The sequence below is a fragment of the Bacillus pretiosus genome (assembly GCF_051294775.1).
In the GTDB taxonomy this organism is placed as follows: Bacteria; Bacillota; Bacilli; order Bacillales; family Bacillaceae_G; genus Bacillus_A; species Bacillus_A wiedmannii.
This window is the reverse complement of the sequence record NZ_JBPPHF010000012.1, coordinates 33,500-48,521: the sequence shown is the minus strand read 5'-3', so window position 1 is coordinate 48,521 and position 15,022 is coordinate 33,500. Positions and strand designations below refer to the sequence as shown.

Sequence of the window (15,022 nt, the reverse complement as noted above, 5' to 3'; positions counted from 1 at the left end):
ATAGTTTGGTGATGATGGCAGAGAGGTCACACCCGTTCCCATACCGAACACGGAAGTTAAGCTCTCTAGCGCCGATGGTAGTTGGGACCTTGTCCCTGTGAGAGTAGGACGTCGCCAAGCAACTAAAAACACAAGTCTTTTGACTTGTGTTTTTTTCTGTTTTCAAACAGTACGAAAAAAGAAGTAATGGTAATACAAACACGTTGCTCAAGGGTTAATCATATTATATAAGAGATGGATGTATATTTTTCTGTAAATTGTTAAGGAATAGAAGTATAAAATATGTCCATTTAAATAGGGAGGGAAGGTTATGAAAGCACAAAATGAAGTTTGTATTGTTTGTGAGACAGAAAGAAAAGAAGGGATATATGTTTATAATAATTTAATATGTTATGAATGTGAAAAGGATATGGTGAATACGGAGACAAATGATCCGAAGTATATATATTATTTAAAACAGCTTCGGAAATTAGAAGTATCATATTTTTAAATAGGCATATGCCTATTATTTTTTTTGTTCTGTATAATAGAGGAAGAATGAACTAATAAGGAAGAGATATAAATGAATCAAAATCGCATACCTTTATATGAGGCATTAACAGGGTTTAAAGAAAGAGAGCCGTTATCCTTTCATGTTCCAGGTCATAAAAATGGTTTAAACTTCCCTCAGGAAGCTGTAGGGGAGTTTAAAGATATACTATCTATCGATGTAACTGAGTTGTCAGGGTTAGATGATTTACATAGTCCGTTTGAATGTATAGATGAGGCACAACAGTTATTAGCTGATGTATATGGAGTGAACAAAAGTTATTTTTTAATTAATGGTTCAACGGTAGGGAACCTAGCAATGATTTTGTCTTGTTGTGGAGAACATGATATTGTTCTTGTACAAAGAAATTGTCATAAATCAATTATTAATGGTTTAAAATTAGCGGGCGCAAATCCAATTTTTTTAGATCCATGGATTGATGAAGCTTATAATGTACCAGTGGGAATTCATGATGAAATTATTAAGGAAGCAATTGAAAAATATCCAAATGCTAAAGCACTCATTTTAACGCATCCTAATTATTATGGTATGGGGATGGATCTAGAGGCAAGCATCGCTTATGCACATGCACATAAAATCCCTGTTTTAGTAGATGAAGCACATGGAGCCCATTTTTGTTTAGGGGGAGCATTTCCAAAGTCAGCATTAGCATATGGTGCAGATATTGTAGTTCATTCTGCACATAAAACATTACCCGCGATGACAATGGGGTCCTATTTACATATAAATAGTCGCTTAGTGAAAGAAGAAAAAGTTTCTACCTATTTAAGTATGCTACAATCTAGTAGTCCATCGTATCCAATTATGACTTCTCTTGATATTGCACGCTTTACAATAGCACGTATAAAAGAAAAGGGACATGATGAAATTGTCGAGTTTTTACGGGGATTTAAAGACGAATTGTGTTCTATTCCACAAATAGCTATTTTACAATATCCATTACAAGACGAGTTAAAGGTTACTGTACAGACACGTTGTCAGTTATCAGGATACGAATTACAGTCTGTATTTGAAAAGGTAGGTATATATACAGAAATGGCGGATCCATATAATGTCCTATTTATTTTGCCCTTGCAAGTAAATAAGGAGTATATGAAGGCTATAGAGATGATCCGAGAGGCATTGCAATATTATGAGGTGAAAGACAAGAAGGAATCTATTCGTTATACTTATAAAGGAGAATTTTCTCCTTTACCGTATACATATAAACAACTGGAAGGATATGAAACAAAAGTAGTATCTGTAGAAGAAGCAGTTGGGATGATAGCGGCAGAAATGGTAATTCCGTACCCACCTGGAATTCCATTGATTATGTATGGAGAAAGAATTACTTCAGAACATAAAGAGCAAATTATGTATTTAGAGCAATCAGGCGCTCGTTTTCAAGGTAACACGAAATATATGAAAGTGTATGATATAGAAAGTAGGTTTTAGAATGAAGGGATTATTTGTAACAATTGAAGGTCCAGAAGGTTCGGGTAAAACAACGTTAATTAAAAGTTTATTGCCATACTTTGAACAAAAAGAACAAAAGGTAATGGCGACGAGAGAACCAGGTGGCATTGCAATTTCAGAGGATATTAGAACAATTTTACATAAACAAGAATATACGATGATGGAGGCCCGTACAGAGGCGCTTCTGTATGCTGCTGCGCGTAGACAACATTTGGTGGAAAAGGTTATGCCGGCACTTAACGAGGACTACCTTGTATTATGTGATCGTTTTATAGATAGCTCTTTAGCGTATCAAGGATATGCAAGAGGATTAGGTATGGATAAAGTATTTGAAATAAATCGTTTCGCAACAGAGGACTGTATGCCTAGTTTAACGATTTACCTAGACATTGAACCAGAGATTGGTTTAGCTCGCATTGAAAAAGATGCAGGACGTGAAGTGAATCGATTAGATATGGAAGATATCTCTTTCCATAAACGTGTCCGTGAAGGATATTTACAAGTTGTAGAACGTTTCTCAGATCGTATTGTATTGGTAAATGCTGATCAACCAATGGAAAAACTTATAGAAGAAGTTGTTCAGATTATAGAAGATAAATTGTTATAATAGAAGGAAAGAATGAAATAAGTGAGGTATGCATTATGACGAAGACGTGGGAGCAGCTTTCTGCTATACAACCCATCGGTGTAAAAATGTTGATGAATAGCATTGCAAAAGAGCGTATATCCCACGCTTACTTGTTAGAGGGAGGGAAAGGGACTGGAAAGTTTGCAACGGCAATTCAAATGGCAAAGAGTTTCCTCTGTTCTGGGCGGAATGGGGTAGAGCCTTGTCACGTATGTACAAATTGTAAGCGAATTGATTCAGGTAACCACCCTAACTTACATATTGTAAAACCAGACGGATTATCTATTAAGAAGCAGCAAATTCATGATTTACAAGAAGAGTTTTCAAAAACAGGATTAGAAGCAAATAAAAAAGTATATATTATTGAGCACGCAGATCGTATGACAGCAAATGCAGCGAATACACTTTTAAAATTTTTAGAAGAACCAAGTAGTGATACAACAGCTATTTTACTTACTGAACAAAGTCATCAAATTTTAAATACGATTTTATCTCGCTGTCAAGTTGTTACATTTAGACCGTTACCTACGGAATCTTTAATTAGAAGATTACAGGATGAAGGTATTACGGCATCTTTATCGACACTTGCTGCGCAACTCACGAATAGTTTTGATGAAGCTTTAGCTTTATGTAGTGATGAATGGTTTGCACAAGCACGAGCTTTAGTGATAAAATTATGTGAAGCGCTCGAAAAGGATAAAGCCTCTATTTTTTTTGTACAAGAAAAATGGGGGAAACACTTTAGAGAGAAAGAACAATTACAGCAAGGTTTAGATATGTTGCTCCTTATTTATAAGGATTTATTATATGTTCAACTTGGAGAAGAAGATCGTCTTGTTTTTCATGAGCAGAAAGAGATGTTTGAATCTTTCTCCTATGCTCAGAAGCGCATTGTATCAGCTCTCTTTAATATATTAGAGGCAAAAAATAGAATCAACGCTAATGTAAATGCGCAGCTTGTGTTCGAACAGTTAGTGTTGCGGTTGCAGGAGGGATGACCGTTTTGTATGATGTAGTAGGTGTTCGCTTTAAGAAGGCCGGAAAGGTGTATTACTTCGATCCGAATCAGTTCGATATCTCTGAAAATGAGTTTGTAATTGTAGAAACAGTAAGAGGTATTGAGTACGGAAAAGTAGTTATTACCAAAAAGCAAGTTGATGAAAACGACGTTGTATTACCGCTAAAAAAGGTTATTCGTATTGCAAATGAAAATGATCGTACCATTGTTGAAGAGAACAAACATGCTGCGAAAGAAGCATATCAAGTTTGTCAGCAAAAGGTAGTAGAGCATAATCTTGATATGAAACTTGTAGATGTAGAGTATACGTTCGATCGCAATAAGATTATTTTCTACTTTACTGCGGATGGTCGGATTGATTTCCGCGAACTAGTGAAGGACTTAGCGGCAATTTTTAGGACAAGAATTGAACTAAGACAAATTGGTGTTCGTGATGAAGCGAAGATGCTTGGTGGTATTGGTCCGTGTGGTCGTATGCTTTGTTGTTCTACTTTTTTAGGAGATTTTGAACCTGTATCCATTAAGATGGCAAAGGATCAAAATTTATCATTAAATCCTGCAAAAATCTCTGGTTTATGTGGTCGCTTAATGTGTTGCTTAAAATATGAGAATGATGAATATGAGGCAGCAAAGGAACAACTTCCTGATTTAGATCAACGTATACAAACCCCGCATGGTACTGGCCGTGTTATCGGATTAAATATTTTAGAAAGATTAATTCAAGTGGAACTAGTAGACAAGGAACGGATAGTAGAATATACGTTAGATGAGTTAGTGAATAAAGGGGTCGTTTCGAGTCAAACCACAGATTAATGAGGTGGGTGCTTGTGGAGAAAAAAGATATTTTTGCATCGGTTTCTAGTATGGAAGAGCAAATTGGACATTTATACAAACAGTTGGGAGAATTAAAACAACATCTTGCAGAGTTGTTGGAAGAGAACCAACATATAAAAATGGAAAATGAAAATTTGCGACACCGCTTTGAAGAAGTGCAGATTAAGGAAAAACAAAAAACTCAAAAACGTAAAGAAGTGAAGCCGAAGACAACTGATATTGGCGAAGGCTACGATAATTTAGCAAGGCTATATCAAGAAGGTTTTCATATTTGTAATCTGCATTATGGAAGTGTACGTAAAGAGGGAGATTGTTTATTCTGCCTGTCATTTTTAAATAAAAAGTGAAATTACCTTTCCAATGATAATTGGAAAGGTAATTTTTTATACATGAGAGTAGAATGAAATATGTTTTTTTATTAGTAGAAGAAGAAATAGGGTAGGTTAAGTGTAAGAAAAGGAGTAACATATGAATTTATATGAAGATGAACGTTTAGATTACTTATTAGCGCAAGATATGAAGATTGTACAAAGCCCATCAGTATTCAATTTCTCGTTAGATGCTGTTTTACTTGCAGACTTTGCTTGGGTGCCGATTCAAAAAGGTAATGTACTTGATCTGTGTACAGGTAACGCAGTTGTCCCCCTTTTATTAAGTACAAGAACAAAGGGAAACATTACAGGTGTAGAAATTCAAGAACGTTTATATGATATGGGAATCAGAAGCGTTCAATACAATAAGTTAGAAGAAAGAATTCACTTAATACATGGGGATTTGAAAGATATGCCGGAGAAACTTGGACGTCATCAATATGATGTAGTTACATGTAATCCCCCTTATTTTCAAACACCTGCAACTTCTGAGAAAAATATGAATGAACATTTAGCGATAGCTCGTCATGAAATTATGTGTACATTAGAGGATGTTGTATCTGCAAGTAGTCAATTAGTAAAGCAAGGCGGGAAAGTAGCATTTGTACATCGTCCAGGTCGTTTGCTAGATATTGTTACATTAATGCGTAAATACAAAATTGAACCAAAGCGTGTACGATTTGTTTATCCTAAGGCAGGGAAAGAAGCGAATACATTGTTAATTGAAGGGATTAAGGATGGAAACGCAGATTTGAAAATATTGCCACCCCTTTTTGTATATGAAGAAAATAATGAATATACAAAGGAGATTCGTTCAATTTTATATGGAGAAGAATAAGCATTGTTTTTATGTAGTAGAGTGCTCTGACGGAAGTTATTATGCAGGATATACAAATCATATAGAGAAGCGGATTCAGACCCATAATAGTGGAAAAGGGGCTAGGTATACGCGTGCTAGACTTCCTGTTGTTTTAAAATACATAGAATTTCATGAAGATAAGCGTACAGCTATGCAAGCAGAGTATTATTTTAAGCAGTTAAATAGAAAACAAAAAGAAGAATATATGCAAAAAGGAGAACGCTATGTGGCAACAAAAAAGCTTTCAACAAAATGAAAAGGGAGTTTTATATTTAGTACCAACTCCTATTGGAAATTTAGAAGATATGACATTTCGTGCAATCCGAATTTTAAAAGAAGCTGATTTAATTGCTGCTGAAGATACGAGACAAACGAAAAAACTTTGTAATTATTTCGAAATTGAAACCCCCGTTATGAGTTACCATGAGCATAATAAGGAAGTAAGTGGTAAGAAAATATTAGGGAAGTTAGACGAAGGAAAGACTGTCGCACTTGTTAGTGATGCTGGTATGCCTTGTATTTCCGATCCAGGTTACGATATTGTTGTAGAGGCTGTAGCAGAACAGTATCATGTAATCCCGCTTCCTGGGGCAAATGCAGCCCTTACAGCATTAATTGCATCAGGTCTTGAAACAAAACAATTTTATTTCTATGGATTTTTACAAAGAAATAAAAAAGAAAGAAAAATGGAGTTAGAGAAGCTTCGTTATGTACAAACTACAATGATGTTTTATGAAGCGCCCCATCGTTTAGATGATACTTTAATCTCGATGCAAGAAGTGTTGGGAAATAGAGAAATTGTATTATGTCGAGAGTTAACGAAAAAATTTGAGGAATTTATTCGTGGAACAGTTGAGGAAGCAATTGAGTGGACGAAACAAAATGAAGTTCGTGGCGAGTTTTGTATTTTAGTAGCTGGTTCAACGGAAGAACCTACCCCAGAAGAACAATGGTGGGAATCTATTTCGGTATATGATCATATTGAACATTATATAAACGAAAAAGGTATGAATTCAAAAGAGGCAATAAAAACAGTCGCTAAAGATCGAGATTTGTCGAAACGCGATGTATATCAAATCTATCATGTCGATAAAAAATAAGCTTCTCATAATTGAGAAGCTTATTTTGCTGTTTCGATATAATCTTGAAGTTCGTTTAAGATTCGCTCAGCGCCTTCTTTGCTTAAGATGATTTTACCTTCAGCTAGAGATAGGTTACCATCAGATACTTCACCAGTTACTTGGCAAGTCATGTTTGGCTTATATTTTTTTAAGATGATTTTCTCGTCATCAACGTAGATTTCAAGAGCATCCTTTTCTGCAATACCTAAAGTACGGCGTAATTCGATTGGAATTACCACACGACCTAATTCATCAACTTTACGAACGATACCAGTAGATTTCATAATTCTTTTCCTCCTAAAGAAATAGTTTATAAGTTTCGAGTCTATTTTCTAGATTCGTCATTTTTCGACAAAATACCCTATGGACATATGATACCAATCATTTACATTTCCGTCAATTCTTTAATTCTATATTTTTTAAAAAGATTTATAGATTTCTTACTTCTTATATATAATAGAATGAGAGTAATTTCTACTATTATTTAACTTTATTTTCAGAAAAATTTATAGATTGTAAGTAAGGACTGTATATTTTCTTGAAATATGAGCAATAGATGATAAAGATATTAAGTATTAACTCGTTTTTATCCCGCTATTTGCCAAGCAGTAAGATTCTAAATTTAAAATTGGGGTGGAGCAAAGAAGTTAAGTTGGAGTCGGATTGCTCGTAAAAGCCTGATTGGTGCGGGCTAATAATCCGCAGGAGTGAACACCCCCACACAGATTAAAGTTTCACTTTATATATAAGTTTTTGATATACTATTTATAAATACATATGAGGTTATCCGGGAGGTCCAAAACAATGACAGAGGAAAATAAGTCCTTTTATATTACTACCCCAATTTATTATCCAAGTGGAAAATTACACATTGGACATGCTTATACAACAGTAGCAGGAGATGCGATGGCACGATATAAGCGTATGCAAGGATACAATGTTCATTATTTAACAGGAACTGATGAGCATGGACAGAAGATCCAAAAGAAAGCAGAAGAATTAAATGTTACACCACAAGCATATGTGGATAACATTGTTGCAGGAATTAAAGAACTTTGGGAGAAAATGGATATCTCTTATGATGATTTTATTCGTACAACTGAAGATCGTCATAAAGATGTTGTTGAAAAAATCTTCAAGCAACTAGTAGATCAAGGTGATATTTATCTTGATGAATATGAAGGTTGGTATTCTGTACAAGATGAGACATTCTATACAGAGCATCAATTAGTAGATCCAATTATGGAAGGTGAAAAAGTAGTTGGAGGAAAAAGCCCAGATAGTGGTCATGATGTAGAACTTGTTCGTGAAGAATCGTATTTCTTTAGAATGGGTAAATATGTCGACAGACTATTAAAATTCTATGAAGATAATCCACATTTCATTCAGCCAGAGTCTCGTAAGAATGAGATGATTAATAACTTCATTAAACCAGGCCTAGAAGATTTAGCTGTTTCTCGTACTTCATTTGACTGGGGAGTTCGTGTTCCAGGTAACCCGAAACACGTTATTTACGTATGGGTTGACGCATTATCTAACTACATTACAGCATTAGGTTATGGAACAGAAAATGAAGAGATGTATAAGAAATTCTGGCCAGCTGATGTACATTTAGTTGGAAAAGAAATCGTTCGTTTCCATACAATTTATTGGCCAATCATTTTAATGGCATTAGATTTACCTCTTCCGAAAAAAATCTTTGCTCATGGTTGGATTTTAATGAAGGATGGAAAGATGAGTAAGTCAAAAGGAAACGTAGTAGATCCAGTTACTTTAATCGATCGTTACGGATTAGATGCATTACGTTATTACTTACTTCGTGAAGTTCCATTCGGATCTGATGGCGTATTCACACCAGAAGGATTTGTGGAGCGCATTAATTTCGATTTAGCAAATGACTTAGGTAACTTATTAAATCGTACAGTAGCTATGATTGATAAGTACTTTAACGGAGAAATCCCTGCATTTAAAGAAAATGTAACGGAATTCGATGAAACGTTAGTAACGTTTGCAAAAGATACATTGAAAAAAGTAGAAGAGGCAATGGAGAATATGGAATTCTCTGTAGCGCTAAGCTCAATTTGGCAATTGGTTAGCCGTGCAAATAAATATATTGATGAAACACAACCGTGGGTATTAGCGAAAGATGAGAATGATCGTGAAAAATTAGCTTCTGTAATGGCTCACTTAGCAGAGGTGCTTCGTCAAACAGGTATTATGCTTATGCCGTTCCTAACAGTAGCACCAGGTAAGATGTTTGCTCAGCTTGGACTTACTGAAGAGGCACATAAATCTTGGGAAAGCCTATCTACAATTGGCTGTATTCCAGCTGGAACAAAAGTAGAAAAAGGAAACCCGATTTTCCCGCGTTTAGAAATGGAAGTAGAAGTAGGGTACATTAAAGAACAAATGAAAAGCTCTGCTCCTAAAGTAGAAGAGAAAAAAGAAGAAGAACCGAAAGCAGAAGAAATTACAATTGATGATTTCTTTAAAGTAGAATTACGCGTAGCTGAAGTACTATCAGCTGAACCTGTGAAAAAAGCAGATAAGTTGTTAAAAATTCAGCTGGATTTAGGTACAGAAAAGCGTCAAGTTGTTTCAGGAATTGCAAAATTCTATTCGCCGGAAGACCTAAAAGGTAAAAAGGTTATTTGTGTAACAAACTTAAAACCTGTAAAATTGCGCGGTGAATTATCACAAGGTATGATTTTAGCGGGTGAAGAGAATGGCGTATTGTCATTAGCATCAATCGACCAAAATCTACCAAATGGTACAAAAATCAAGTAATTAAGACAAGAAAAGAGATGTTTCACGTGTAACATGTGTGAAGCGTCTTTTTTCTTTTTACACTCTCTATTTTTGCATTAAAATTATAGTATTGTTATCGTTAAGTTATTAAAGAGCTTATTTTTTAGAATAAACTTGATTTCAATATAAAAGGAGTTATGTATTATGTTGTTTGATACACATTCACATTTGAATGCAGAGCAATTTGAAGAAGATTTGCAAGAGGTTATTGCACGAATGAAAGAAGCGGGAGTTACCTATACAGTTGTTGTTGGTTTTGATGAAGTAACGATAAAAAAGGCGATTGAATTAGCTGAAACTTATGATTTTATTTACGCTGCGGTTGGATGGCATCCAGTTGATGCAATTGACATGACAGAAGAACATCTAGCTTGGTTAGAAGAACTTGCTTCTCATCCTAAAGTCGTTGCACTTGGAGAGATGGGATTAGATTATCATTGGGATAAGTCTCCAAAAGAAATACAGAAGGAAGTATTCCGTAAACAAATTGCATTAGCCAAAAAAGTGAAATTGCCGATTATTATACATAACCGCGATGCAACTCAAGATATTGTTGATATTCTAGAAGAGGAGAATGCAGCTGAAGTGGGAGGCATTATGCATTGCTTTAGCGGCAGCGTAGAAGTAGCAGAGCGATGTGTTGATATGAACTTTTTAATTTCATTAGGCGGACCAGTTACATTTAAAAATGCTAAGAAGCCGAAAGAAGTTGCTGTGGAGATTCCATTAGAGAAATTGTTAATAGAGACAGATTGTCCATATTTAACACCACATCCATTTCGAGGAAAACGAAATGAACCGAGTTATGTAAAACTCGTAGCAGAAGAAATTGCGAATTTAAAAGGAATTTCTTATGAGGAAGTAGCAGAAATAACAACAAAAAATGCAAAAGCTTTATTTGGTGTTGAATAAAAAGGAGTGGGAGAACCCATTCTTTTTTATTTTTGTGAAAAAATAAGGGCGAATGAGGAAGTGTTACAATAAGGAGAGAGAACAAAGTTTTGGACATTCTATTTTTTAAAATGTAAGAATGGGGAAAATAATAATGGAAAAGTCGTCATTTTTTTGTTTTACTAAGTAGAGACGAAACGAGTGTGGAGGCAAGCATGAAAATTAAAGAGATTATCGTTGTAGAAGGTAAAGATGATACAGTTGCGATTAAGCGTGCTGTTGATGCGGATACAATTGAAACGAACGGTTCAGCAATCGGTGATCATGTTATTGAGCAAGTTAAATTAGCGCTGCAAAAACGGGGCGTTATTATTTTCACAGATCCGGATTATCCTGGAGAGCGTATTCGAAAAATTATTTCTGATAAGGTGCCTGGATGTAAACATGCTTTTTTACCGAAGGAAGAAGCACTTGCCAAAAGGAAAAAGGGTGTCGGGATTGAACATGCTTCTAATGAATCAATTCGCCGTGCTTTAGAGAATATACATGAAGAAATGGAAGCTTACACAAGTGAAATTAGTTGGAGCGATTTAGTCGATGCAGGCTTAGTGGGCGGAGAAATGGCAAAGAGTCGCAGAGAAAGAATGGGTAAGCTATTAAAGATTGGTTATACAAACGCAAAACAGTTACATAAACGTTTACAAATGTTTCAAGTTTCAAAAGAATCTTTTGCAGAAGCTTATAAGCAAGTCATACAGGAGGAAAGAAAATGAAGGATATCGCAACGCCAAATCGTACGAAAGACATTGTTGAAAAGTATGGATTTTCATTCAAAAAAAGTTTAGGACAAAATTTTTTAATTGATACGAATGTATTAAATCGTATTGTCGATCACGCTGAAATTGGTTCAGAAAGTGGTGCAATTGAAATTGGACCAGGTATCGGTGCGTTAACAGAACAATTAGCGAAGCGTGCTAAAAAAGTAGTAGCTTTTGAAATTGATCAGAGGTTATTACCGATTTTAGATGAGACGTTAGCTCCATATAGCAACGTTACAGTTATAAATAAAGACGTACTAAAGGCAGATGTACATGAGGTGTTTAGTGAGCAATTTGAGGAAGGGCAAGATGTAATGGTAGTAGCGAACTTACCGTACTATATTACAACGCCAATTTTATTTAAATTGTTGGAAGAGAAATTACCGGTTCGTGGATTTGTTGTTATGATGCAAAAAGAAGTTGGAGATCGTTTAGCTGCTAAACCTGGAACGAAAGAGTATGGTTCTTTATCCATTGCTATTCAGTATTATACAGAGGTGGAAACAGTTATGACTGTACCACGTACAGTGTTTGTGCCACAACCAAATGTTGATTCTGCGATTATTCGTCTCCTAAAGCGCCCGAAACCAGTTGTAGAAGTAACAGATGAGACATTCTTCTTTGAAGTAGTACGAGCAAGTTTTGCACAGCGTCGTAAAACTTTAATGAATAATTTATCAAATAATTTAAATGGTTTCCCGAAAGATAAAGAGCTGTTGGATCGAATTTTAACAGAAGTGGGAATTGATCCAAAACGAAGAGGCGAAACGCTATCTATCGAGGAGTTTGCAACATTAAGTAATGCATTAGTTCTTCATAAATTGTCATAAGAATAGAAAAGGGACAGTTCAACTTGAACTGTCCCTTTTGTCACCTTTCCTCTCCTACATTCATACTTTAAAAACAGGTAAGATGGCCTAACGAGTTTGGAGGTAGGAGAATGGCTTTACATGTTGGAGAATTAGTGGAACGATATTCTCATAATAGGGATATCCTTTTTCGTATTATAGAAATAAAAGGCGAGATAGCTATATTATTTGGAGAGGAAATTAGACTGGTGGCAGATGCGCCACTTGAAGATTTAATTAGTATAGATCAACGAGAGCATAAAAAAAGAGCGAAGCGTGAGAAAGAAACGATGGAGCGTACGTATCGTTTGTTTCAACAAGATTATGTATTAATGAAACAAAGGCATGAACACACTTCAACGGGTGGATATACAAGTGAGGTGAATTATTTTCAAATGCCAGGACGTGTATTGCATATAGATGGGGACCCGTTATATTTGCGCAAGTGCTTAGACTTATATAATAAAATTGGTGTTCCTGTACAAGGTATTCATTGTAAAGAAACAGAGATGCATGAAAAGGTAGTAGATTTAATAGATCATTTTCGTCCAGACATTTTAGTTATTACGGGGCACGATGCATATACAAAATCAAAAGGGGTAAAGGGAGATTTAGCAGCATATAGACATTCAAGGCATTTTGTACAGGCTGTTCGAGAAGTGAGAAAAAAATATCCATCATTGGATCAACTCGTTATTTTTGCTGGGGCATGCCAATCACACTTTGAAGCATTAATTCGAGCGGGTGCTAACTTTGCTAGTTCACCATCTAGAATTAATATTCACGCACTAGATCCTGTATATGTGGTTGGTAAAATTAGTTTTACGTCATTTATGGAAAGAGTAAATGTATGGGATGTTGTACGTAATACGATTACCGGCGAAAAGGGACTTGGCGGGATTGAGACGAGGGGGATTTTACGAACTGGATTACCCTTTCAACATTATGAAGAATAAGCAAGGTACATATGTATCTTGCTTTTTTGTATGGGAAGGATTTAAATCAGCTTGGATAAAAAGAGACAAGAACGCGCAGACTACATAATGATACTTTTACAATATAGTATTTCTTCTATCTATTTGAACGCATGATGCTTTTATAATGATATTGTCTGTGAGTTGCGGTTAATAATTGGGATAGATATATCGTGTTTTAAGTGTTCAATCTAAATTACAGCGAGGTGTAACGAAGTATATGTCAAAACGTTTAGATGAAATTAAAAGCGAATTAGATCACCATCTTGGACAGAGACTGATGTTAAAGGCAAATAGTGGGAGAAGAAAAACAGTAGAACAATCAGGTGTACTTGCAGAAACGTACCGTTCTGTTTTTGTTGTACAATTGGATCAGCAAGAAGATGCGTTGCAACGTGTATCATATAGCTATGCGGATGTTTTAACAGAGACAGTAGAGTTAACGTTTTATGGTGAACCTCATAATGAAGTGATTTTATAATTCATGTATCGTTACATATATTCCCACAAATGAAAAGCTATATTATTTTGCATACTAATTATACCGTAGCAAAATAAGGAGGGACTCTGCATTGAGTAGACGAAGAGGTGTCATGTCAAATCAATTTAAAGAAGAGCTTGCAAAAGAGCTAGGCTTTTATGATGTTGTTCAGAAAGAAGGCTGGGGCGGAATTCGTGCGAAAGATGCTGGTAACATGGTGAAACGTGCTATAGAAATTGCAGAACAGCAATTAATGAAACAAAACCAGTAGTTGTAAGATACTTTCTATGCTACGGTAGCCGAGGAGTGATTCCTCGGCTTTTTGTACTCGAAAAGGTGCCATCATTTTACATAAGTAGTTTCATTCTGAATGCTTTTCGTTATAATTAGGGAAGTGTCATCGTCTTACTATAAATTTATGGTAAAATAAACGATAAAAGATTGAGTACATAGAGTGGGTGAATAGATTGAAGCTACTAGTGAAAGCACCAGCAAAGATTAATCTGTCGTTAGATGTACTGGGAAAAAGACAAGACGGATATCATGAAGTGAAAATGATTATGACAACAATTGATTTAGCGGATCGTTTAGAACTAATGGAATTAGCAGAAGACCGTATTGAAATTTTATCCCATAATCGGTATGTCCCAGACGACCAAAGAAACTTAGCTTATCAAGCAGCGAAATTATTAAAAGAGAAGTTTAATGTGAAAAAAGGCGTATCTATTACTATTGAAAAAACGATTCCAGTAGCAGCTGGATTAGCAGGTGGAAGTAGTGATGCAGCAGCGACATTACGTGGCCTTAATAAATTATGGAATTTAGGGCTTACAATTGATCAGTTAGCAGAGCTTGGCGCAAAAATCGGATCAGATGTATCGTTTTGTGTATATGGTGGGACAGCAATTGCCACTGGAAGAGGAGAGCAAATTGAGCACATAAAAACTCCACCTTCTTGTTGGGTTATTTTGGCAAAACCCCATATTGGTGTATCTACTGCTGATGTGTATGGAAATTTAAAGTTAAATCGAGTTACACATCCAAATGTAGATAAAATGGTTAACGTCATAAATGCTGGGGACTACAAAGGGATTTGTGATACTGTTGGTAATGTTTTAGAAGATGTAACGTTTGCGATGCATCCTGAAGTTGCACGTATTAAGGCACAGATGAAGCGATTTGGTGCGGATGCCGTATTAATGAGTGGAAGTGGCCCAACCGTATTTGGTCTTGTGCACCATGATTCGCGAATGCATCGTATATATAACGGATTAAAAGGATTTTGTGAACAAGTATACGCAGTACGTTTATTAGGAGAGCGAGAAACGCTTGAATAAAGACGTATAATACGTTATGATTTGTTTAG

18 protein-coding genes and 1 rRNA gene are annotated in these 15,022 nt (G+C 35.6%); 18 read left to right on the top strand and 1 reads right to left on the bottom strand.

The annotated features are described in order from the left end of the window. Positions 1-4: 4 nt before the first annotated feature. The 10 genes from rrf (at position 5) to rsmI (ending at position 6,815) form a co-directional block, all read left to right on the top strand. Positions 5-120 (top strand): 5S ribosomal RNA (gene rrf / locus ACSG5Z_RS29030). A 190-nt stretch (positions 121-310) separates the two neighbouring features. After that, complete coding sequence (locus ACSG5Z_RS29025) at positions 311-490, top strand: sigma factor G inhibitor Gin (protein ID WP_000647291.1); 180 nt, start codon at positions 311-313, stop codon at positions 488-490. A 72-nt stretch (positions 491-562) separates the two neighbouring features. After that, complete coding sequence (locus ACSG5Z_RS29020) at positions 563-1,984, top strand: aminotransferase class I/II-fold pyridoxal phosphate-dependent enzyme (protein ID WP_097891841.1); 1,422 nt, start codon at positions 563-565, stop codon at positions 1,982-1,984. A gap of 1 nt (position 1,985) precedes the next feature. Then, positions 1,986-2,612 (top strand): dTMP kinase, encoded by a 627-nt coding sequence (gene tmk, locus ACSG5Z_RS29015; protein WP_000677225.1) that lies wholly within the window; start codon positions 1,986-1,988, stop codon positions 2,610-2,612. Between the two features lie 35 nt (positions 2,613-2,647). Continuing rightward, positions 2,648-3,631, top strand: coding sequence for a DNA polymerase III subunit delta' (holB, locus tag ACSG5Z_RS29010; protein WP_046954526.1), 984 nt, complete (start codon positions 2,648-2,650; stop codon positions 3,629-3,631). A gap of 5 nt (positions 3,632-3,636) precedes the next feature. After that, on the top strand, positions 3,637-4,464 hold the full coding sequence (locus ACSG5Z_RS29005) for a PSP1 domain-containing protein (protein ID WP_000272429.1): 828 nt from the start codon (positions 3,637-3,639) through the stop codon (positions 4,462-4,464). A gap of 14 nt (positions 4,465-4,478) precedes the next feature. Continuing rightward, a complete protein-coding gene (gene yabA, locus ACSG5Z_RS29000) occupies positions 4,479-4,832 on the top strand; it encodes a DNA replication initiation control protein YabA (RefSeq protein ID WP_000412057.1) in 354 nt (117 codons plus the stop codon). Between the two features lie 121 nt (positions 4,833-4,953). After that, complete coding sequence (locus ACSG5Z_RS28995) at positions 4,954-5,694, top strand: tRNA1(Val) (adenine(37)-N6)-methyltransferase (protein WP_060486369.1); 741 nt, start codon at positions 4,954-4,956, stop codon at positions 5,692-5,694. Beyond that, positions 5,681-5,971, top strand: coding sequence for a GIY-YIG nuclease family protein (locus tag ACSG5Z_RS28990; RefSeq protein ID WP_000414343.1), 291 nt, complete (start codon positions 5,681-5,683; stop codon positions 5,969-5,971). The genes ACSG5Z_RS28995 and ACSG5Z_RS28990 overlap by 14 nt, the downstream gene beginning before the upstream one ends. Then, positions 5,940-6,815 carry a 16S rRNA (cytidine(1402)-2'-O)-methyltransferase gene (gene rsmI / locus ACSG5Z_RS28985; RefSeq protein ID WP_000267812.1) on the top strand — a complete coding sequence of 292 codons (876 nt, stop codon included), beginning with the start codon at positions 5,940-5,942 and terminating at the stop codon, positions 6,813-6,815. Before ACSG5Z_RS28990 ends, rsmI begins: the two co-directional genes overlap by 32 nt. Before the next feature lie 20 nt (positions 6,816-6,835). Here the strand turns inward: rsmI and abrB are convergent, their stop codons facing one another. Next, positions 6,836-7,120 (bottom strand): transition state genes transcriptional regulator AbrB, encoded by a 285-nt coding sequence (gene abrB, locus ACSG5Z_RS28980; protein ID WP_000843039.1) that lies wholly within the window; start codon positions 7,118-7,120, stop codon positions 6,836-6,838. A gap of 520 nt (positions 7,121-7,640) precedes the next feature. On the opposite strand from abrB, the gene metG reads away from it, so the two are divergent. The 8 genes from metG to ispE all read left to right on the top strand — a co-directional run bounded on the left by metG (position 7,641) and on the right by ispE (position 14,993). Further along, entirely contained in the window at positions 7,641-9,623 is a 1,983-nt protein-coding gene (gene metG, locus ACSG5Z_RS28975) for a methionine--tRNA ligase (protein ID WP_087983747.1), read from the top strand. Positions 9,624-9,788: 165 nt separating this feature from the next. Continuing rightward, positions 9,789-10,556 (top strand): TatD family hydrolase, encoded by a 768-nt coding sequence (locus ACSG5Z_RS28970; RefSeq protein ID WP_000895836.1) that lies wholly within the window; start codon positions 9,789-9,791, stop codon positions 10,554-10,556. Positions 10,557-10,750: 194 nt separating this feature from the next. Beyond that, positions 10,751-11,308 carry a ribonuclease M5 gene (gene rnmV / locus ACSG5Z_RS28965; RefSeq protein WP_000692830.1) on the top strand — a complete coding sequence of 186 codons (558 nt, stop codon included), beginning with the start codon at positions 10,751-10,753 and terminating at the stop codon, positions 11,306-11,308. Then, the gene (rsmA, locus tag ACSG5Z_RS28960; RefSeq protein ID WP_000651555.1) at positions 11,305-12,183 is read left to right on the top strand and encodes a 16S rRNA (adenine(1518)-N(6)/adenine(1519)-N(6))-dimethyltransferase RsmA; all 879 of its coding nucleotides are present in this window, start codon (positions 11,305-11,307) and stop codon (positions 12,181-12,183) included. Before rnmV ends, rsmA begins: the two co-directional genes overlap by 4 nt. A gap of 110 nt (positions 12,184-12,293) precedes the next feature. Then, entirely contained in the window at positions 12,294-13,157 is an 864-nt protein-coding gene (yabG, locus tag ACSG5Z_RS28955) for a sporulation peptidase YabG (protein ID WP_001173738.1), read from the top strand. 238 nt (positions 13,158-13,395) lie between these two features. Beyond that, positions 13,396-13,656 carry a biofilm formation stimulator Veg gene (gene veg / locus ACSG5Z_RS28950; RefSeq protein ID WP_000044349.1) on the top strand — a complete coding sequence of 87 codons (261 nt, stop codon included), beginning with the start codon at positions 13,396-13,398 and terminating at the stop codon, positions 13,654-13,656. Positions 13,657-13,747: 91 nt separating this feature from the next. Continuing rightward, the gene (sspF, locus tag ACSG5Z_RS28945; protein WP_001985066.1) at positions 13,748-13,927 is read left to right on the top strand and encodes an acid-soluble spore protein SspF; all 180 of its coding nucleotides are present in this window, start codon (positions 13,748-13,750) and stop codon (positions 13,925-13,927) included. A gap of 196 nt (positions 13,928-14,123) precedes the next feature. Next, the gene (gene ispE / locus ACSG5Z_RS28940; RefSeq protein ID WP_000772096.1) at positions 14,124-14,993 is read left to right on the top strand and encodes a 4-(cytidine 5'-diphospho)-2-C-methyl-D-erythritol kinase; all 870 of its coding nucleotides are present in this window, start codon (positions 14,124-14,126) and stop codon (positions 14,991-14,993) included. The last annotated feature ends 29 nt before the right edge of the window (positions 14,994-15,022 follow it).

Bases quoted from the DNA above. Each gene is read 5' to 3' on its own strand.
- ACSG5Z_RS29025 (WP_000647291.1), top strand. From the start codon at position 311: ATGAAAGCACAAAATGAAGTTTGTATTGTTTGTGAGACAGAAAGAAAA.
- ACSG5Z_RS29020 (WP_097891841.1), top strand. From the start codon at position 563: ATGAATCAAAATCGCATACCTTTATATGAGGCATTAACAGGGTTTAAA.
- tmk (WP_000677225.1), top strand. From the start codon at position 1,986: ATGAAGGGATTATTTGTAACAATTGAAGGTCCAGAAGGTTCGGGTAAA.
- holB (WP_046954526.1), top strand. From the start codon at position 2,648: ATGACGAAGACGTGGGAGCAGCTTTCTGCTATACAACCCATCGGTGTA.
- ACSG5Z_RS28995 (WP_060486369.1), top strand. From the start codon at position 4,954: ATGAATTTATATGAAGATGAACGTTTAGATTACTTATTAGCGCAAGAT.
- ACSG5Z_RS28990 (WP_000414343.1), top strand. From the start codon at position 5,681: ATGGAGAAGAATAAGCATTGTTTTTATGTAGTAGAGTGCTCTGACGGA.
- rsmI (WP_000267812.1), top strand. From the start codon at position 5,940: ATGTGGCAACAAAAAAGCTTTCAACAAAATGAAAAGGGAGTTTTATAT.
- abrB (WP_000843039.1), bottom strand. From the start codon at position 7,120: ATGAAATCTACTGGTATCGTTCGTAAAGTTGATGAATTAGGTCGTGTG.
- metG (WP_087983747.1), top strand. From the start codon at position 7,641: ATGACAGAGGAAAATAAGTCCTTTTATATTACTACCCCAATTTATTAT.
- ACSG5Z_RS28970 (WP_000895836.1), top strand. From the start codon at position 9,789: ATGTTGTTTGATACACATTCACATTTGAATGCAGAGCAATTTGAAGAA.
- rnmV (WP_000692830.1), top strand. From the start codon at position 10,751: ATGAAAATTAAAGAGATTATCGTTGTAGAAGGTAAAGATGATACAGTT.
- rsmA (WP_000651555.1), top strand. From the start codon at position 11,305: ATGAAGGATATCGCAACGCCAAATCGTACGAAAGACATTGTTGAAAAG.
- yabG (WP_001173738.1), top strand. From the start codon at position 12,294: ATGGCTTTACATGTTGGAGAATTAGTGGAACGATATTCTCATAATAGG.
- veg (WP_000044349.1), top strand. From the start codon at position 13,396: ATGTCAAAACGTTTAGATGAAATTAAAAGCGAATTAGATCACCATCTT.